At 70.9% G+C, this 17,772-nt stretch carries 16 protein-coding genes; 10 read left to right on the top strand and 6 right to left on the bottom strand.

Translation table 11 applies throughout. The annotated features are described in order from the left end of the window. Positions 1 to 5: 5 nt before the first annotated feature. From LXT23_RS19615 to LXT23_RS19595, 5 genes are all read right to left on the bottom strand, one after another. Positions 6 to 1,775 carry a caspase family protein gene (locus tag LXT23_RS19615; protein WP_253981731.1) on the bottom strand — a complete coding sequence of 590 codons (1,770 nt, stop codon included), beginning with the start codon at positions 1,773 to 1,775 and terminating at the stop codon, positions 6 to 8. Further along, complete coding sequence (locus LXT23_RS19610) at positions 1,772 to 2,524, bottom strand: hypothetical protein (protein WP_253981730.1); 753 nt, start codon at positions 2,522 to 2,524, stop codon at positions 1,772 to 1,774. Before LXT23_RS19610 ends, LXT23_RS19615 begins: the two co-directional genes overlap by 4 nt. Next, positions 2,521 to 3,186, bottom strand: a complete 666-nt coding sequence (locus tag LXT23_RS19605) for an RNA polymerase sigma factor (protein WP_253981729.1) — start codon at positions 3,184 to 3,186, stop codon at positions 2,521 to 2,523. Before LXT23_RS19605 ends, LXT23_RS19610 begins: the two co-directional genes overlap by 4 nt. 371 nt (positions 3,187 to 3,557) lie before the next feature. Beyond that, on the bottom strand, positions 3,558 to 4,205 hold the full coding sequence (locus tag LXT23_RS19600; RefSeq protein ID WP_253981728.1) for a hypothetical protein: 648 nt from the start codon (positions 4,203 to 4,205) through the stop codon (positions 3,558 to 3,560). A gap of 159 nt (positions 4,206 to 4,364) precedes the next feature. Continuing rightward, a complete protein-coding gene (locus LXT23_RS19595; RefSeq protein ID WP_253981727.1) occupies positions 4,365 to 6,656 on the bottom strand; it encodes a lamin tail domain-containing protein in 2,292 nt (763 codons plus the stop codon). A 232-nt stretch (positions 6,657 to 6,888) separates the two neighbouring features. Here LXT23_RS19595 and LXT23_RS19590 point away from each other — a divergent pair, with 232 nt between their 5' ends. The 5 genes from LXT23_RS19590 to LXT23_RS19570 all read left to right on the top strand — a co-directional run bounded on the left by LXT23_RS19590 (position 6,889) and on the right by LXT23_RS19570 (position 12,105). Further along, positions 6,889 to 7,416: a transcriptional regulator gene (locus tag LXT23_RS19590; RefSeq protein ID WP_253981726.1), complete on the top strand. Its 528-nt coding sequence runs from the start codon at positions 6,889 to 6,891 to the stop codon at positions 7,414 to 7,416. 95 nt (positions 7,417 to 7,511) lie between these two features. Continuing rightward, the gene (grpE, locus tag LXT23_RS19585) at positions 7,512 to 8,381 is read left to right on the top strand and encodes a nucleotide exchange factor GrpE (RefSeq protein ID WP_253981725.1); all 870 of its coding nucleotides are present in this window, start codon (positions 7,512 to 7,514) and stop codon (positions 8,379 to 8,381) included. Between the two features lie 5 nt (positions 8,382 to 8,386). Next, positions 8,387 to 10,210, top strand: coding sequence for a molecular chaperone DnaK (dnaK, locus tag LXT23_RS19580; protein ID WP_253981724.1), 1,824 nt, complete (start codon positions 8,387 to 8,389; stop codon positions 10,208 to 10,210). 92 nt (positions 10,211 to 10,302) lie between these two features. After that, positions 10,303 to 10,602 (top strand): hypothetical protein, encoded by a 300-nt coding sequence (locus LXT23_RS19575; protein ID WP_253981723.1) that lies wholly within the window; start codon positions 10,303 to 10,305, stop codon positions 10,600 to 10,602. Between the two features lie 51 nt (positions 10,603 to 10,653). Next, a complete protein-coding gene (locus LXT23_RS19570; RefSeq protein WP_407692896.1) occupies positions 10,654 to 12,105 on the top strand; it encodes a serine/threonine-protein kinase in 1,452 nt (483 codons plus the stop codon). Between the two features lie 79 nt (positions 12,106 to 12,184). On the opposite strand, the gene LXT23_RS19565 is transcribed toward LXT23_RS19570, so the two are convergent. Continuing rightward, positions 12,185 to 12,973 carry a YsnF/AvaK domain-containing protein gene (locus LXT23_RS19565; protein WP_253981722.1) on the bottom strand — a complete coding sequence of 263 codons (789 nt, stop codon included), beginning with the start codon at positions 12,971 to 12,973 and terminating at the stop codon, positions 12,185 to 12,187. Between the two features lie 359 nt (positions 12,974 to 13,332). On the opposite strand from LXT23_RS19565, the gene LXT23_RS19560 reads away from it, so the two are divergent. The 5 genes from LXT23_RS19560 to LXT23_RS19540 all read left to right on the top strand — a co-directional run bounded on the left by LXT23_RS19560 (position 13,333) and on the right by LXT23_RS19540 (position 17,762). Next, a complete protein-coding gene (locus LXT23_RS19560) occupies positions 13,333 to 13,704 on the top strand; it encodes a hypothetical protein (protein WP_253981721.1) in 372 nt (123 codons plus the stop codon). Positions 13,705 to 13,745: 41 nt separating this feature from the next. Next, positions 13,746 to 14,453, top strand: coding sequence for a YsnF/AvaK domain-containing protein (locus LXT23_RS19555; protein WP_253981720.1), 708 nt, complete (start codon positions 13,746 to 13,748; stop codon positions 14,451 to 14,453). A 110-nt stretch (positions 14,454 to 14,563) separates the two neighbouring features. Continuing rightward, positions 14,564 to 15,778: an ABC transporter substrate-binding protein gene (locus LXT23_RS19550; RefSeq protein ID WP_253981719.1), complete on the top strand. Its 1,215-nt coding sequence runs from the start codon at positions 14,564 to 14,566 to the stop codon at positions 15,776 to 15,778. Next, on the top strand, positions 15,778 to 16,698 hold the full coding sequence (locus tag LXT23_RS19545) for a branched-chain amino acid ABC transporter permease (RefSeq protein WP_253981718.1): 921 nt from the start codon (positions 15,778 to 15,780) through the stop codon (positions 16,696 to 16,698). The genes LXT23_RS19550 and LXT23_RS19545 overlap by 1 nt, the downstream gene beginning before the upstream one ends. Then, the gene (locus LXT23_RS19540) at positions 16,698 to 17,762 is read left to right on the top strand and encodes a branched-chain amino acid ABC transporter permease (protein WP_253981717.1); all 1,065 of its coding nucleotides are present in this window, start codon (positions 16,698 to 16,700) and stop codon (positions 17,760 to 17,762) included. The genes LXT23_RS19545 and LXT23_RS19540 overlap by 1 nt, the downstream gene beginning before the upstream one ends. The last annotated feature ends 10 nt before the right edge of the window (positions 17,763 to 17,772 follow it).

Here is a 17,772-nt window from a genome sequence, read left to right as displayed (position 1 = left end):
GGCCCTCAGCGCCTGAAGGTCAGCTCCAGGCCGAAGGAACGGTCCAGGAAGTCGTCCCCGCGGACGGTGACCAGGTCCATGGCCACGGTGGCCGCCAGCCTCCACCGCAGTCCCGCCACCTTCGCCGTCACCCCCGCGGCCGCGTGCGAGGTGAAGACGGTGGGGTCTGCCATGGGCTTCAAGTCGCTCGTCACGCCCAGCACCCCCCAGCCCAGGCCCGCTTCGGCGAACAGGGGCAGGCCCGCCAGACCCACCAGGCCCTCCGTGCCCAAAAGCCCCTGCACCGTGGCGCGGTGGGTGCGGATGCCGTCTTTCGACACCGCCAGCAGCGTGGCGCCGCGGGTCTTGATGTCGAAGGCCGCCACCGGCGTCAGCGAGTAGCTGCCGCGCACGCCGTAGTAGACGAAGGGCCGGAGCTCCTTGCGGAACGACACGCTGGGCCCGACGGCGAAGACCCCCAGCCCCAGCGGGGCCTGCAGCGCCGTGAGACCGAAGTCCCACCCCAGCGTGTCCAGCAGCCGTGGCAGGTGGTGCAGCGTGCCTCCCGGCGCGGGCGGGAAGGCGCGGGACAGGTCCACCGGTACCAGGCCGGCGGCGGCCACGTACTGCTCGTAGAAGTCCTTGTCCAGCGGCACCGCGAACAGGCCGCGCCGCAGCGCCTCCTCGGCGGGGCCGCGCTCCTGGAGCTCGCGGGCCGACAGCTGGGGCACCTGGGTGAGCTCCGCCAGGGTGATGCGGGCCTCGGCCGTGGGGGTGCGCACCCAGTACACGTCGCGCTCGGGCAGGCGCAGCAGCACGTACTGGTCCTCCGAGCGCCGCACGTCCGCCAGGCGGCGGCCGTCCGCGTCCTCCACGGAGATGCGCGAGTGCTCGAAGCCGGAGGGCAGGGTGAGGCTCGGGCCCGTCGGGGCGGGGCCCACCAGCGGGCGGCGGGGCTCGCGCGTGGGGGCGAAGGCATGCAGGGTGAGCCGCGCGGGCAGGCCCTTCACGCCCTGCAGGGACGCGGTGACGAAGGCGCCCAGCTCGCTGTACTCCACGCGCCCGTCGCCGTTGATGTCGGCCGCGCCCATCATCCCCGAGCGCGCCACGTGGCTGAAGACGCCGGCGCGGATGCGGGACCACTCGTGCGTCTCGCCGTCGTCGCTCTCCGCGAAGAGGGCGCCCACCGTGGGGCGGGTGGCGAGCTGCTCGCGCGCGAGCATGCCGCGCAGCTCCGCCAGCACGGCCGCGTCCGTCTGGCCGCCGCGGCTGCCCACCACGCCCGAGGCGCGGCACGCGTCCACGATGACGTGCACGTAGTCCGCGGCGAGCGGGTCCACCACGTCCGCGTAGAGGCTCGACTTGTCCAGCCGGCCGCCCGCGAGGGTGAAGTAGGCGCGCCCCGACTCGTCCGTGTTGCCGTGGCCCACGTAGATGAGCAGCACGTCCGTTTGCCGCCCCAGCTCGTCGTCCGCCAGGCTGGCCGCGCGCAGCCGCGCCACCTCGCGCTTCACCTCGTCCGGGGTGGGCGGGCGCGCTCCGGCCAGCACCGGCCGGCCGCCCGCGCGCGTCGCCGCGTCCGGGGCCACGAGCAGCGTGGTCTCCACGCCCAGCCGCTGGAGTGTCTCCGCCCACAGCACGCCGTCGTCGTCCGCGAAGCGCAGGTCCGGAAGCGAGGGGTCATCGCTCCCGTTGTGGGCGATGACGAGCGCACGACGCACCACGGCCTGCGCGGAGGCGGCGCCGGGGGCCAGCAACAGCGTGAATGCTCCGAGGAGCACTCCCAACTTTTTCATGGCCCTTCCTCTACCCTTACCTCCTGCTTGAGTACCACCGCCTCGCTGTGCTGCTCACCGCGCAGGGCCGCCAGCGTGGCGGACGGGCTGTCCGCGAAGACGGCGGTGACCTCCACCACCCCGGCGGCCTGGGGCATGGGTACGGTCAGCTCCAGGGGGCCCTCCTTGCCCACCGCGCCCGACAGGAGGAACGGGCCGGCCGTCACCTCGGCCCTCTTCGTGCCGCGCACCTGGATGGCGACGTGGGTGTAGGGCGCATTGCCTCCGGCGGCGAAGGCCAGCATCGCTCCCGCCCGGCAGCTCTCGCCCGCGTGCAGCTCGCGCAGGGGCTGGCCGGCCGCGGCGCAGAAGACCCGCAGGGCCACGGCGGGTGGCGGCGTGCCTTCACCTCGGGAGACGAACTCGTCCTGAGTGGTGGAAGGCATCACCACCAGGCCCACGAAGACGGCGGCCAGCGCGCCGCCGAGCAGCGCCATCGAGGGCCACCGCGACGGCGCCTCCGCGGGGGTCGCGGCGGCCAGGACGGCCTCCAGGCCACCTTCCGTCAGCGCGAGGCGCTCCATGGAGGAGGGAGCGTCCACATCGCCACCTTCCAGCGCGCGGTGCGCCCGGACCCACCGCTCGTAGCGGGCGCCGCAGGGCTTGCAGGCATGAGCGTGGCGCAGCAGGCGGGCGGACTCGCGGGAGGACAGCGCTCCCAGGGACCACCGTGTCAGGCTGGCGTCGACGTGTCTCTCGTACCACCTCATGAGGGCATGCTCCCTATCGCGCACAGCGCGAGCGAGGCCAGGAGGACTCCCAGCTCCATGCGCCCGGGCTCGGCTGAGGCCTCCAGCCAGCCCGAGGCCTTCAAATGCTCGGTGAACTGCGTCCGCAGCCGCCGCTCGCGCACCCGGACCTCTCCCCGGGTGAGGCGGAGCTGCTCGGCGGCGGACTCCTGCGACAACCCTTCCACGAAGCGAAGCTGCGCCAGGGCGCGCCCCTCTTCGGGCAGCGCGTCCAGGAAGCGGCGCACCAGCGTGCGGACCTCCGTCCCCAGCGCCTCCTCCTCCGGGCTGCGACCCTCGGTGGGCAGGTGGCTCAGCTCCGGCGCGTCGTCCATGGGGATGGCCTCGCGCGACACGCGCCCCGACGCCCGCATCAGGTCGATGGCCGTCGAGCGCGCCACCGTGAGGAGGAAGCCCAGGTAGGGGCGGACTCCGTCATAGGCCTGCCGCATGTTGGGGCGGAAGGCCCGGACGAAGGTCTCCTGGTGTGCCGCGTCCAGGTCCAACGCGGAGAGCGCCACGGTCCGCGTCCCGCCTTCCCCGCCCACCGCGAACTTCCGCGAGAGGTAGCGCAGCACCTCCGGCGAATACGCGCGGTACACCTGCGTGAGGACGGTGGCCTCCCCTTGGCGGAAGGCCTCCAAGACGGACCGATCGTTTCCTGGCAGCACGGACTCTCCGTCCCGGCGAGCAGGTCCGGGCGTCGTGCCCGGCCGTCCGTCACCCTCTCAAAAAGGAATACGGAGCGTGCTCGCAATCTGGGTCGTCGGCTGGAACGACGACCAGGCGATTTCTTGAGCCCCCGAGGGGGAATTGATTGTCGGGGGGCGGCTTTATGGCCTCCAACGATTCGGCCGGGGGCTGCTTCTGCACGTGCGGAGGTGAGGGCCCGGGGTCGGTTCCACTCAAGTGGAAGTGAAACCTTCCGGGCAGGGCTGCTCCCACTTGAGTGGGAGTGAGGGCCTCCGAGGCCGGGCTGCTCCCACTCAAGTGGGAGCAGGGTGGCTGGTTCCACTCAAGTGGAAGCGGCCCCCGCGGCCCGCGGACCCTGGCCGGGCAGGGGCCACGTCGGGAAGCTGGCCGCCCAGGCCGCGCGCACCCGGTCCAGGAGCCCGGCCCGCACGTCCTCCGCCACTTCCTGTACCCGGGCCGGGGTGGCCTCCCACCAGCCCGCATTGAAGAGGACCACGGCCGGACAGGCCTGGAGCAGCTCCTGGAGCCGGGCGTCGGACCCACCCGCGCGCGCGTGCAGGGCCCCCAGCTGCGACGCCAGCGGCCCCAGTGGCGAGTCCGGCCCCCGGTACCCCTGGCCGTACCAGGCCTCCGTGAAGCGCACCGGGCCAACCAGGCGCGAGTTGAACTCCGCCAGCTCCTCCGCCGGCACCCACAGCTCCTGATGTCCCCGGCCCCCCACCGTCCGCACGGTGAAGCGGGAGAGGTACGCCGCGTCCACGTCGAACGCGGTGACGAAGCCCACATGCCCCGAGCCCGCGTCCGGCGCATTCCAGTCGCGGGCAATCTGCCGCGCGTAGTCCGCGTTCATGACGGGGTAGAAGATGGGCTGGTCCGGCAGCCGGGGAGGGAACCCCGAGCAGCCGCTGGCCAGCACGAGCTCCGCCTCCCTCAGGCCCACCGGGCGGTACAGCGTGAGCGTCTCCACCATGGCGGCCCCTCCTTATATAGGGCAGGCCACGCTCCGCGAGTGGAAGCCCCTGCGGAGCGGGCAGCCTCCGCCGACGCGGGGCGGCCGTCCCGCCTGACCGCCGCGCCAGCCGCGGCGCGGAGCGGAGGGAGACGCTGTCCGCCCCTGACGGGCCCTGGCCTAGAACGCCGAGCCGTTGGCGCGCTGTCCGGGGGAGGCCGTGAGGCTGGAGGACAGCGTGGAGTGCAGCACCCAGGTGCCGGTGGCGCTGGCGTCCGGGCTCCGGTTGTAGGAGGTGCCCTGGGTGGTGTTCACGTAGCTGTGGCTGTCCTCCACGGTGCCGTCCGGGAGTACGAGGTACACGGAGTCGCCGGTGCTGCCCACGTTGACGCCCCGGTTGAAGCGCAGCCCGTCATTCCCGTTGGCGTAGGTGGCATTGGTGGCGCCCGGCGGCACGGCGGGGGCCCCCGAGTAGACGATGTAGACCTGGCCCGGCTGGAGCACGCTGCCGGAGGGGAAGGTGTGCCGCGCGGGCTTCGCGCCGCTGTAGGACTCGTCGTCGTGAATCCGCCAGCCGCTGATGTCCACGGCGGTGCTCCCCGTGTTGAGCAGCTCCACGAACATCTGGTCGAAGTCCACGGTGGTGGTGCCCGGCTTGAAGTGGGGCTGGGGCAGGTACTCGTTGATGAAGACCCGAGGCGCGGTGCGGTTCAGCAGGAAGGTGCCGTCACTGGCGTCGCCGAAGGCGGCGTCCTGCGTGTCGCTCACCTGCACGCGCGCGCCGCTGGAGGCATCCGCTGGTACCGTCCACGTGTAGCGTCCGGGCGCCGCGGGCACGGAGGAGGCGATGTCGAGCCACGTCTGCCCGTTGTCCAGCGAGTAGCGCAGCCGCACCGTGTCGAGTCCGTTCGACTGCCAGGTGATGTCGTACGTCGTGCCCGTGCGGAGCGCCTCGCCGCCGTTGGGCGCGGTGAGCCGCAGCACCTTGCCCTGTCCCAAGTCGAAGCGGCTGAGGATGGGGTAGTGGTCGGACGTGTTGTTCCGGTAGCCGGTGATGGACGGCTGGATGACGACGGCGGAGCTGGGGACGTAGCTCGCAATCATCTCGTTGGTGGCGAGCTGGTGGTCGATGAAGCCCCCGCCGCTCGACGTGCTGCTCCGGTACGTCAGGGCCTGGGTGGTGAAGGTGTACCGGGCCGTGTCGTCGACGAAGTTGCGGAAGGGCGTGTCCTGCCCGGTCGTGGACGTGTCCACGTCGTCGTTCCAGTCACCCACCACCATGACCCGCTGCGTGGGCAGGTTGGTGTCCAGGTAGTTCTTGAGCGCCACGGCCGAGGCCTGTCGCCGGTTGTAGTCACTCGTGGTGGCCATGGCCTTCAGGTGCACCACCATGACGGTCATCTCCATGCTGGAGCCGCCCCGCGTGACGCGCAGGTCCACCCGCAGCGGCGGCCTTCCGGCGAACTCGAAGTTGTACTGCGTCAGGACCACCTCTGCCCGCAGCACCTGCACCACGCCCGACTTGAACAGCACGCCCAGCTTCTGCTCGTTTTCGTCGTAGTAGCTCGAGCCCGAGGACACCCGCATGCTGTCGTCCGCCAGGAAGCCGTCGTAGCCGGGCAGCCGCGTCTTCAGCTCGTTGAACTGCGCGGTGCTGACGATTTCGGCCAGGCCCCAGACGTCCGCGCCCGCGTCGGCGATGACCGCCTGGACATTGGTGAGCTGCAGCGCCTCGTTGGACGGCCCTGCGTCGGCCTGCCCGAAGAACTCGATGTTCCAGTTGGCCACCGCCAGCGGGAAGGTGGGAGGCGGGGGACCCGAGTCGGACGGGCCGCCATCGGGCGGGCCTCCGTCAGGCAGCCCCCCGGAAGCGGAGACCTCCAGACTGAGCCGGGCCTCGCCCTGGACCCCGTTGGCGTCCTGCACGCGCAGGGTGAAGGGGTACGGGCCACGTCCCTGGGGCAGGCCGCTGAGCACGCCGTCCTCGCCGAGCGACAGGCCCATGGGCAGCGAGCCCTCCGCCACGGACCAGCGCAGCGGAGGCTGGCCTCCGGTGGCGACGAACGTGTGCAGGTAGCTGCTGCCCGAGGTGGCCGTGGGCGGAGCGGCGCTGGACACCACCGGCGCGGGCCAGACCTTCAGCGACCAGGTGCGGGTGTCCTCGCGCCCCTCCGCGTCGCGCACGTACACGGTGAGGAAGTGGTCGCCGGCCTCGCTGGCCGGGCCCGTCAGCTTCGCGTCCACCGGGGCGAAGGAGAAGCCCGGCGGCGGCGTGCCCACCGTCGCATAGGTCAGCGGCGTCGTGCCGCCGGTGGCCTTCAGCAGCACCTCGTAGCCCGTGGCCCCCACCGTGGTGGAGGGCAGCTCGCTGCTGGGCAGACGCGGCCCGCCTCCCGGCTCATCACGGCCATTGGAACAGGCGGACAGCAGGACAAGGACAGCGAGCGTCCCGGCCAGGCGGGCAGACGTCATCACGAAGGGCTCCAGCGCGGGCCCTGGGGTTCGGGCCCGAAACCGGGGCACTCTATCCCCAGCCGCGCTCGCGTTGCACGGAGGCCCCGTCGCCGGAGGGCTTCACGCGCCGGGAAGGCAATCATGACCCCCTTCGTTCGTGATTCCTGAAAGCCCAGGAAGGCTTTGCGCTCCCGGCGGGCGTGGAGTGGAATGACTCGGGGGCCCCGCCGCCCCACGGAGGACACAGCACATGGCCGAGAAGTGGGACAAGCAGCTGATGGAACTCCTCAAGCGCACGGGTGACGAGCTCAAGCGCACCACCGATGACCTGCGCGGCGAGGCCCAGCGCCTCCTCAAGGAGGTGAAGGACCCGCAGAAGCAGGCCAAGGTGAAGGAGGGCCTGGAGCAGCTGCGCACCTGGGCCACCGCCACCAGCAAGGTGGCGTCGGAGAAGATTGAGACCGCGGTCCGTCAGGTCGAGGGCGCCGTGGAGCGGGCCTTCAAGGCGGACGAGGCCGGCCCACAGGACGCGGGCTCGAGCCCCGGCACGCCGTCAGCGGCGACGGGCCAGGCCTCCGCCCCTCCGGCCGCCACCCGGGCGCCGAAGCCGGACCCCGAGCCCCGCGCCGCGAAGAAGGCCGCCCCCAAGTCCATCGGCCGCAAGAAGGCCGCGGCGAAGAGCCCGGCCTCCCGCCCTCCCGCCAAGGCCGCGAAGAAGGCGGCTCCGAACTCCAAGAAGACGATTGGAAAGGCGAAGAAGCCCACCGCCGGAGCGTGAAGTTCCGCTGCGTGTGAAGCCGGCCTGCTCGTACCCCAGGGCTGGGCCCTGCCAGTCGTTCCCATCAGTTGGAACGGTTCGCGGCGCGTGAGATAGTGCGCGCCGTGGCCGGCTCCAATGAGAAGGGCAGCATCCAGACGGACATCGGGCAGGATGTCATCGACGCGGCGGTGCGCAGTGTCGAGCGTCGCATGGACGAGGACGAGGAAGTGACGGTCGTCGAGGTGGAGGCCGCCGAGCCTCCCTCGTCGGACGGCACGGAGGTGTCCGCCACCGAGGAGGCCCCTCCCGAGACGGCGGCGACGCCCGAGGAGGTGGCCGCGCTCCGCCAGGAGGTGGAGTCCCTCAAGGCGCAGCTCGAGTTCAGCCAGGCCAAGGCCCGTGAGACGCTGGAGCGCCTGCGCGAGGCGCACGAGCGCGCCAAGGAGTCGCAGGAGCGCACCGTGCGCGCCGCGGCGGACCTGGAGAACTACCGCAAGCGCGCGCAGAAGGAGAAGGAGGAGGTCCAGCGCTTCGGCTCGGAGAAGCTGCTCAAGGACCTGCTCCCCGTCCTGGACAACCTGGACCGCGCGCTGGATGCGGCCGCCAAGGCCCCGGACATCGACAGCTTCCAGAAGGGCGTGGCCATGACGCGCAAGTCCTTCGAGGACGCGCTCGGCCGCCATGGCGTGAAGCCCTTCAGCGCCAGGGGCCAGCCGTTCGACCCGCGCATGCACGAGGCGATTCAACAGGTGGAGACGGCGGACGTCCCCGCCGGCCACGTGGCGTTCGAGGTCGTGCGCGGCTTCTTCCTCAACGAGCGGCTGGTGCGTCCGGCGCTCGTCGTCGTCGCCCGGGCCCCCGCGCCCGTCGAGGCGGCGGCCACCGTCAGTGAGCCGGCGGCGGCACAGGCCGCCTCCCCGTCCAGCGCAGAGGGGACCACCGCGCCCCAGCATCCCGAGGATTCTTCCGGGGGGAGTCAGTAACCGTCATGGGCAAGGTGATTGGAATCGACCTCGGGACGACCAACTCGTGCGTCTCCGTCATGGAGGGCGGCGAGCCGGTGGTCATCCCCAACAGTGAAGGCAGCCGCACCACGCCTTCCATGGTGGGCTTCACCGACTCGGGCGAGCGCCTCGTCGGGCAGATTGCCAAGCGGCAGGCCATCACGAACCCTGAGAACACCGTCTTCGCGGTGAAGCGGCTCATCGGCCGCAAGTACGACTCGCCCGAGGCGCGCAAGGCCATCGGCGTCAGCTCGTTCCGCGTGGCCTCCAGCCCCAACGGCGACGCGTGGGTGGAGATTCGCGGCAAGGGCTACAGCCCGCCGGAAATCTCGGCCATCGTGCTGATGAAGATGAAGCAGACGGCGGAGGACTACCTCGGCGAGCCCGTCACCGAGGCCGTCATCACCGTTCCGGCCTACTTCAACGACAGCCAGCGCCAGGCCACCAAGGACGCCGGCCGCATCGCCGGCCTCAACGTCCTGCGCATCATCAACGAGCCGACAGCCGCGGCCCTGGCCTACGGCCTGGACAAGGTGAAGGACGGCGGCACCGAGCGCATCGCCGTCTACGACCTCGGCGGCGGCACGTTCGATATCTCCATCCTGGAGCTCAACGCCGGCGTCTTCGAGGTGAAGAGCACCAACGGCGACACGTTCCTCGGCGGCGAGGACTTCGACCAGCGGCTCATCGACTACCTGGCCAAGCGCTTCGCCGAGCAGAACAACGGGCTGGACCTTCGCAAGGACCGCATGGCGCTGCAGCGCCTGAAGGAAGCGGCCGAGCGCGCCAAGCACGAGCTGTCCAGCGCGCCGGAGACGGAGGTCAACCTCCCGTTCATCACCGCCGACGCCAGCGGCCCCAAGCACCTCACCGAGACGGTGGACCGCACCACCTTCGAGGCGCTGGTGGCGGACCTCGTCGACCGCACGATTGAGCCGTGCCGCATCGCCCTGAAGGACGCGGGCGTGCCGGCGCAGCAGATCAACCAGGTGCTCCTGGTGGGCGGCATGACGCGCATGCCGCGCGTGCAGCAGAAGGTGAAGGAGTTCTTCGGCAAGGAGCCCCACAAGGGCATCAACCCGGATGAGGTCGTCGCCGTGGGCGCGGCCATCCAGGGTGGCGTGCTCAAGGGCGAGGTGAAGGACGTCCTCCTGCTGGACGTGACGCCCCTGTCGCTGGGCGTCGAGACGGCCGGCGGCGTCTTCACCAAAATCATCGACAAGAACACCACCATCCCCTGCAAGAAGAGCCAGGTGTTCTCCACCGCGGTGGACAACCAGCCCCTGGTGAGCGTGCACGTCCTCCAGGGCGAGCGCGAGATGGCGGCGGACAACAAGACGCTGGCGCGCTTCGAGCTGGTGGGCATCCCCCCGGCGCCGCGCGGCGTGCCGCAGATCGAGGTGTCCTTCGACATCGACGCCAACGGCATCGTCCACGTCAGCGCCAAGGACCTGGGCACCGGCAAGGTGCAGCAGGTGCGCGTGGTGAGCAACTCCGGCCTGTCCGAAGCGGAAATCCAGGGGATGATTGCCGACGCCCAGTCGCACGCGGCGGACGACAAGAAGAAGAAGGAGCTGGCGGAGCTGCGCAACAACGCCGACGGGCTCATCTACACCACGGAGAAGAGCCTGGAGGAGTACGCCAGCCTCCTGTCGGAGAAGGACCGCGAGGAAATCAAGTCGGACCTGGAGCGGCTCAAGGGCCTGCTCAACACGGCCGACACCGCCGTCCTCAAGGACGCCTTCCAGCGCCTGGAGGGCAGCGCCTATCGCATCGCCGACGCCATCTACACGGGCCAGGCCAGCTAGCGCCGGGGCCTTCTTCGCGCCGGGTGCAATCGCCTCCGCACCCGCGCGTAGACTGGGGCGACTCCCGCCGTCTCCCCGGAAGGCACCCCGACATGGAAACCACCGAAGCCGTCGTCACCGTCCTCATCGTCGCGATGACGATTGGCATCCCCTTCGCGGGGCTCACCCTGCGCTTCTCCCTCAAGCCGCTGGTGGACGCCTTCATCCGCCTGCGCGAGGTGCAGCTCGGCGTCGGCAGCGGTGACGCGGCCCTGCTGCGCGAGCGCGTGGCCTATCTGGAGCGGGTGCTGGAGGCGCATGGCCTCATGGACGAGCGCCTGCCTCCGTCCCGCCTCGGCGCGCCCGAGCGCCTGCCCGCGAGTGTCAACCTGAAGGACCGCGAGCGCGTCTAGCCCGGTAGCCCCGTCTTCCCTGGGCGGGCCCCGCGGGTGTTGAATGCGCCCGTGGCCTCTTCCCCGTTGGAGATGGAGCTCGCGCTGCTGCGCGGCCTGGTGGCCGTCCACCGGATGTCCGACGCCATCCTGGAGGACTGCCTGGAGCGGGGCCTGGACCTGGACGCCGGGCTGGACGTGTTCCTCACGCAGTGCGCGCGGATGGTGCATGCGCGCGCCGGCTTCGTGTCCTTGCGGGGGACGCGCGGGCCGGTGCTGACGCGCGTGCTGGGCGAGCTGGGGGTGGACGTCTTCGAGGCGGCGGACTGGGAGGGCGCGCACCGGCTGAAGGACGGGCGGATGCTCTTCTGCACGCAGCTGGCGCTGGGGCGGCTGCGCCTGGGTGGGCTGGGGCTGGTGGTGGACGGCCGCTTCGACGACGGCGGCGCCCAGGTGCTGCAGCTGGTGGAGGCCATCGGCGAGCAGCTCGACACGTCGGTGCTGTCCTTCCTGGCGCTGACGGACGGGCGTGGCGCGCTGGAGCGGCTGGACGAGCTGGCCGTGGACGACACCCCCGTGCCGCGCGGGCGCATCGGCCGGTATGAAGTCGTGACGCCGCTGGGCACCGGCGGCATGGCGCAGGTGCTGGTGGCGCGGGCGAAGGGGCCGGAGGGGCTGGGGCGGCTGGTGGCCCTCAAGCGCATCCTCCCGCACCTGACGGCGGACAAGTCCATCATCGAGCAGTTCCTGGACGAGGCGCGCATCGGCCTGCGGCTGTCGCACCCCAACCTGGTGCACGTCTACGACTTCGGCGAGGCGCAGGGCGCGTACTACATCGCCATGGAGCTGGTGCGGGGCGTGGACCTGGACCGGCTCATCCGCTCGCTGAAGGGGCCGCTGGAGCCGGCGCACGCGGTGGCGGTGGTGACGCAGGCGCTGGCTGGACTCCAGGCCGCGCACCAGCTGCGCGGCGAGGACGGCGCCCCGCTGCAGCTGGTGCACCGGGACTTGTCCCCGCACAACCTCATGGTGGGCTTCGACGGGCGGGTGAAGGTGCTGGACTTCGGGGTGGCGAAGGCGCGCGCGCAGCGCACGGTGACGCTGCCGGGCATCGTGAAGGGCAAGCCGCTCTACATGTCCCCGGAGCAGGCGCGGGGGCAGCGGCTGGACGCGCGCAGCGACTTGTTCGCCATGGGCATCATCCTCTACGAGGCGCTCACCGGCCGGCGCGCGTTCGACCGGGGGGACGAGCTGTCCTCCATGCAGGCCATCTGCGACGAGCGGCTGCCGCGGCCGGACGCCATCTCCCGGCCCCTGTGGGACTTGCTGGAGGTGGCGCTGGCCAAGCGGCCCGAGGCGCGCTTCGGCAACGCGCAGGAGATGGCGGAGCGACTGGTGGAGGTCTGTGCGCCAGCGAAGGACACGGAGCTGGCGCGGCTCACGGCCCGGCACTTCCCGGAGCGGCTGCGGGAGTTCAACCGGCTGGACCGCACGGAAGTGGGCGGTCGTCCCCGCCTGCGCTAGGCGGCCGGCTCCCGAACGAAGAGCGGCCCCCGCCGCCCGCCAGGCGGGAGGTCCGGGGGCCCGGGGTGCGGCGTGTGGCTCAGTAGCCGCGCTTGAGCGGGTCGTCGGTGGGCGCGTCCAGGGTGCGCGAGCCTTCCACGTCCCCATCGGTGCGGACCGTCACGTCCTCGCGGCGGACGCTCTCCGCGACGCGGCGCTCCTCCTCGATGGAGTCCTTGTGGATGACGACCTCCTCATCCACCACGGCGCGCTTGCGGACCTCCACTTCCTCGGCGCGCAGCGGCACCACCACCGTCTCCTCCTGGAAGGAGGCATTCATGGCCGGGCGGTCCGGAGTCACGTCGCGGCGCTCCACGCGCACGCGCTCGCGGCGGACCGGCACGTCCACCACCTTCTCCTCCTCGATGATGTCCTTGCGCACGCGGACCTCACCGGCCTGCGTGTCCCGCTTGACGACGTCCAGTTGCTCCTTGTGCACGGGGATGGAGATGTCCTCCGTGCGGCCCGTCACGGTGCGCTCGGAGCCCAGGTTCATCCGGGCGTTGGTGCCCAGGGTGTCCGCGCTGGTGCCCAGCCCGGTGGTGCCGATGCCGGTGGCGCCGATGCCGGTGGAGCTCGTCGAGCTCGTCGTGGCGTAGCGGTTCTCGTCGGCTGACAGGCTGCTCAGGGCCTCCTTGCCGTGGTTGAGGATGATTTCCCCGCCGCGGATGTCGCTGATCTCCGAGTACCGGACGAGATAGTCCTTCGGGAAGAAGAGGCCCTTCTCGATGTGGAACTCGCCCTCGCCAATGGCGAACACCTTGCCGAGCTTCTCGCCGTCGATGCTACGGACGACCATTCCTTCTCTCACGTCGTTGCGCTGGAACATGGCTGGCTCCTCGTGACCAGGGGTGGGGCTGTGCCGGAGCGCGCCCGAGCCCCCTGGTCCCTGGTGATTGCCCGCCTCGCGATGGTGCGAGGTTTCTGGCTGGTTCTTCCGCCCCGGCTTCAATCGGGAAGGTGGGAGCGGGTGGGCAGATCGACAGGGGTCAGGCGGTGGGGCCTGTGGGCTCGGCACCGCACCTGCCCACCCCGACACGCGCCCGTCCTCCCGCCTGGCGACGGCTCCTGGCAACCGGGTGAGCAGCCGAGCACGCGGGCCAAGGGCTTTCCACCTGGGGACAGCCCACCCCACCTTCTGGACGCGCGCCCTCAGGCCGCGCGTGTGCCCACGCGGGAGACACCTTGATGCGCACCAGGCAGGAGAGCACGCGGCAGGGGCAGTGGAGCAGGGGGTTGCTGGGCTGGACGGCGGGCGTGGTGGGCATGCTGCTGGCCGGAGGCCTGGCGCGCCGCCGCCATTCCAGGGCGCATCCCCAGGAGCCGGCGACGGCGCCCACCTTGATGGCGGTGACGGAGCCGGAGGAGGAGCTCGAGTCCATCGCGGATCAACGCAGGGAGGCCCGGCGCCGCCGCCTGGCCGCGCTGGAGCTCCGGGCGGCCACCGTGGCGGAGGCGCCCGCGCGCGAGGTGCCCCGGCAGACGGAGCCCCGGCTGCGGCGGGGGCCCAGTGGAAGAGAACAACCCTGGCACGAGGCCCTGGCGTCCACCGTGGGGTGAGCGGGCTGACGGACCGGGGCTGGATTCGAGAGGAGAGGCCAATGCGCAGCGATGTTCAGGAAGGGATGCGGGTCTTCACGGCGGACGGGGTGCGACTGGGCACCGTGGTGGGCTGTGGCGAGGACACCTTCGTCGTCGAGCGGGGCCTGCTCAAGACACGGGACTACAGGGCCCGCTATGGGGACGTGGTGACGGTGCGCGACGGCGAGGTGCACCTGGGGCTCACGAAGGATGAGGTGTCGCGCGGCCCCGGCGCGCGCGCGGAGGCGGGGGGCCGGACGGAGTCCGTGCTCTCGGGCAGCTTCGGGCAGACCCAGGACATCGTCATCCCGCTGGCCCATGAGGAGGCGGTGCCGCGCACGCTGGTGCACGAGGTGGGGCAGCTGCGCGTCCACAAGGTCGTCCGGACGGAGGTGAAGCACTTCTCCATCCCCGTGCGGCGCGAGGAGCTGGTGGTGGAGCGGGTCCCCGCCGGTGGCACGGAGGACAGCGCGCGCGCCCGGGCGGCGGACTCCCGGCCCGGGCCGGCGGGCTTCGGCCCCTTCGAGGAGGCCACCCTCGTCATCCCCCTGCTGGAGGAGCGGGTGGAGTTCACCAAGACGGCCCACGTGTGGCAGGAGGTCGCCGTGGCGAAGTCCACGGTGGAGGAGCTCCGCCAGGTGCACACCACCGTCCGCCGGGAGACAGCCGAGGTGGAAGAGCGGGGCGAGGTGCTGCACGAGGGGCCCGTGGATGGCCTCCACTCCTGACTGACGCACCGCGCACGGAGGGTATGGTTCGGCTGCGAGCTTGACCCATGGAAGGGGCTCCCCTAGAAAACCGGGGCTTTGCCGTGTCCCCCCTGAAAGGGAAGCCCCGCATGCGACGACTTGCCCCAATGCTGCTCGCCGCGCTCGCCTTCCTGGCGGCCGCTTGCGAGAAGAAGACGCAGCCTGCTCCGTCCGGCGAGGGAGGTGCGCAGACCGCGCAGCAGGGACAGCCCGCCGCCCCCCCGGGCGGTGACGTCCCGGCCGGCTCGGACACCATCCTCCTGGGCCAGGTGGGCGCGCTCACCGGCGGCCAGGCGACATTTGGCATCTCCACCCGCAACGGCATCGAGATGGCCCTCAAGGAGGCCAACGCCGCGGGCGGAGTGAAGGGCAAGAAGCTGGCGGTCCGCGTCTACGACAACCAGAGCAAGCCCGAGGAGGCCGCCCAGGCCGCCACCCGCCTGATTACGCAGGACAAGGTGGTGCTCATCCTGGGCGACGTGGCCTCGTCCAACTCGCTGGCCATGGCGGAGAAGGCCCAGGCGGCGGGCGTGCCGATGATTACGCCCTCGTCCACCAACCCCACCGTCACGGAGAAGGGCGAGAACATCTTCCGCATCTGCTTCATCGACCCGTTCCAGGGCTTCGTGATGGCGAAGTTCGCGCGGGAGAACCTGAAGCTGAGCAAGGTGGCGGTGCTCCAGGACAACAAGAGCGCCTACTCCATCGGCCTCACGGACGTCTTCAACCGCAAGTTCACGGAGATGGGTGGCAAGGTCACCACCGTGGAGAGCTACAGCCAGGGCGACACCGACTACCGCGCCCAGCTCACCGCCATCCGCAAGACGCAGCCGGACGGCATCTACGTGCCGGGCTACTACAGCGAGGTGGGCATCGTCGCCCGCCAGGCGCGCGAGGTGGGCCTCAAGGTTCCGCTGATGGGCGGCGACGGGTGGGACTCCGAGAAGCTCTTCGAGCTGGGCGGCAGCGCGATTGAGGGCAGCTACTTCTCCAACCACTACTCGCCGGACAACCCGGACCCCCGCGTGCAGAAGTTCATCGCGGACTACAAGGCCGCCTACGGCGGTGTGCCGGACGCGCTGGCGGCGCTGGGCTACGACGCGGCCCGCGTGGCGATTGACGCCCTCAAGCGCGCGAAGGACCTGAGCGGTCCCTCGGTGCGCGAGGCCATCGGCCAGACGAAGGACTTCCCGGGCGTGGCGGGCACCGTCACGCTCGACGCGAATCGCAACGCGGTGAAGTCCGCCGTCGTCCTGAAGGTCGCGGACGGCAAGACCCAATACGTCACCACCATCAATCCCTGATGGCACAGCTCCTCCAGCACCTCATCAACGGCCTGGCCGCCGGCACCATCTACGCGCTCGTCGCGCTCGGCTACACGATGGTGTACGGCGTCCTCAAGCTCATCAACTTCGCCCATGGCGACGTCATGATGGTCGGCGTCTACATGGGCTACGCCACCGCGTTCGCGCTCGGCCGGGACATGCGCAGCTCGCTCGTCGGCGTGGCGCTCATCTTCGCGGTGGCCATGCTCGGCTGCGCGTTTCTCGGCTTCCTCTTCGAGCGCTTCGCGTACCGACCGCTGCGTGAGAAGCCCCGGCTGACGGCGCTCATCACCGCCATCGGCATCTCCTTCGCGCTCTCCTACGGCTTCCAGCTCGACATCGGCTTCCTGCCGGGCGCGTCACCCCGCGCCTTCCCGGAAATCATCGAGCCCAAGGAGTGGATTACCATCGGCGACCGCGACGTCGTCGTGTGGAACTGGCAGGTCATCAGCTTCCTCATCGCCGTGGGGCTGATGGTGGCGCTCCAGTACCTCGTGTTCCGCACGCGCTTCGGCCGGGCGATGCGCGCGGTGTCCTGGGACCACCGCGTGGCGGCGCTGATGGGCATCCCCACCGACCGCGTGATTGCGCTGACGTTCATGCTCAGCAGCGCGCTGGCGGCCGGCGCGGGCCTGCTCTACGCCATCAAGGACACCTCGGTGAGCCCGCTGATGGGCTTGTACGTGGGCCTCAAGGCCTTCGTCGCGGCGGTGATTGGCGGCATCGGCCACGTGCCGGGCGCCGTGGTGGGCGCGCTGGTGCTGGGGCTGGTGGAGGAGTTCGTCGTGGGCTACGCGGCCAGCACCTGGCGTGACGCGGTGGCCTTCGGCTTCCTCATCCTGGTGCTGCTGGTGAAGCCGGGCGGCCTGTTCGGGCGCGTGGCCGCGGAGAAGGTCTGATGGAGACCCCCGCGATTCCGGCGCCCGAGGCCCGCTCTGCGCTCCCCGCGGGCCTGCGCGGCATCTTCCCCGTGCTGGTGGCGCTGCCCATCCTGGCGGCGCTCCACTGGATTCTCAGCGAGTCCCCCTTCGCCGTGTATCTGCTGTCGGTGATGGGGGTGAACATCATCCTCGCGGTGAGCCTCAACATCGTGAACGGGATGACGGGCCAGTTCTCCATCGGCCATGCGGGCTTCATGGCGGTGGGCGCGTACATCTCCGGCGTGTTGTCGCTGAGCCTCAAGGAGGTGGCCCTGTCCTTCCTCCCGGTGGCGGCCAGCGACCAGGTGCTCTTCACCGTGGCGCTGCTGGTGGGTGGCCTTGCCGCGGCGGCGTGCGGCTTCCTGGTGGGCCTGCCCTCCCTGCGGCTGCGCGGCGACTACCTGGCGATTGTGACGCTGGGCTTCGGCGAAATCATCCGCGTGGTGGTGCAGAACACGGACATGTTCGGGCGCGCGCTCGGCCTGTCCGGCATCCCCCAGTACTCCAGCCCGGCCATGGTGTACTTCTGGGTGTTCCTCACCATCCTCGTCGCGCGGCGCATCGCCGGCTCCAGCCATGGCCGCAGCCTGTGGGCCATCCGCGAAGATGAAGTCGCCGCCGAGGCCATGGGCGTGGACACCACCAGCTACAAGGTCCGCGCCTTCGTCATCTCCTCGTTCTTCGCGGGCATCGCCGGCGGGCTGTTCGCGCACTTCGTGCCCATCATCAACCCCGGCTCCTTCACCTTCGTGAAGTCGATGGAAATCGTCGTCATGGTGGTGCTGGGCGGCCTGGGCTCCACGACGGGCGCCATCATCGCCGCCATCTTCCTCACGCTGCTGCCGGAGGGCCTGCGCTCGATGTTCAACCTGCTGGGCACCGAGAGCACGCTGGCGCAGAAGGTGGACCAGATTCGCATGCCCATCTACGGCATCCTGCTGGTGGTGCTGATGCTGTCGCGGCCCCAGGGCCTGTTCGGCACGAAGGAAATCTGGGACGTGCTGCCGCGGTGGCTTCCGCGCAAGCGCAGGGGGCTGGCGTGAGCACGGCCGT

Source organism: Pyxidicoccus xibeiensis, assembly GCF_024198175.1.
In the GTDB taxonomy this organism is placed as follows: domain Bacteria; phylum Myxococcota; class Myxococcia; order Myxococcales; family Myxococcaceae; genus Myxococcus; species Myxococcus xibeiensis.
The sequence above is the reverse complement of the archived record's forward strand: the minus strand, read 5'-3'. Positions and strand labels throughout refer to the sequence as shown.

Coding starts and splice junctions, on each gene's coding strand:
- dnaK (WP_253981724.1), top strand. CDS start 8,387: ATGGGCAAGGTGATTGGAATCGACCTCGGGACGACCAACTCGTGCGTC.
- LXT23_RS19550 (WP_253981719.1), top strand. CDS start 14,564: ATGCGACGACTTGCCCCAATGCTGCTCGCCGCGCTCGCCTTCCTGGCG.
- LXT23_RS19610 (WP_253981730.1), bottom strand. CDS start 2,524: ATGAGGTGGTACGAGAGACACGTCGACGCCAGCCTGACACGGTGGTCC.
- LXT23_RS19565 (WP_253981722.1), bottom strand. CDS start 12,973: ATGTTCCAGCGCAACGACGTGAGAGAAGGAATGGTCGTCCGTAGCATC.
- LXT23_RS19595 (WP_253981727.1), bottom strand. CDS start 6,656: ATGACGTCTGCCCGCCTGGCCGGGACGCTCGCTGTCCTTGTCCTGCTG.
- LXT23_RS19600 (WP_253981728.1), bottom strand. CDS start 4,205: ATGGTGGAGACGCTCACGCTGTACCGCCCGGTGGGCCTGAGGGAGGCG.
- LXT23_RS19560 (WP_253981721.1), top strand. CDS start 13,333: ATGCGCACCAGGCAGGAGAGCACGCGGCAGGGGCAGTGGAGCAGGGGG.
- LXT23_RS19545 (WP_253981718.1), top strand. CDS start 15,778: ATGGCACAGCTCCTCCAGCACCTCATCAACGGCCTGGCCGCCGGCACC.
- LXT23_RS19590 (WP_253981726.1), top strand. CDS start 6,889: ATGGCCGAGAAGTGGGACAAGCAGCTGATGGAACTCCTCAAGCGCACG.
- LXT23_RS19575 (WP_253981723.1), top strand. CDS start 10,303: ATGGAAACCACCGAAGCCGTCGTCACCGTCCTCATCGTCGCGATGACG.
- LXT23_RS19615 (WP_253981731.1), bottom strand. CDS start 1,775: ATGAAAAAGTTGGGAGTGCTCCTCGGAGCATTCACGCTGTTGCTGGCC.
- LXT23_RS19555 (WP_253981720.1), top strand. CDS start 13,746: ATGCGCAGCGATGTTCAGGAAGGGATGCGGGTCTTCACGGCGGACGGG.
- LXT23_RS19540 (WP_253981717.1), top strand. CDS start 16,698: ATGGAGACCCCCGCGATTCCGGCGCCCGAGGCCCGCTCTGCGCTCCCC.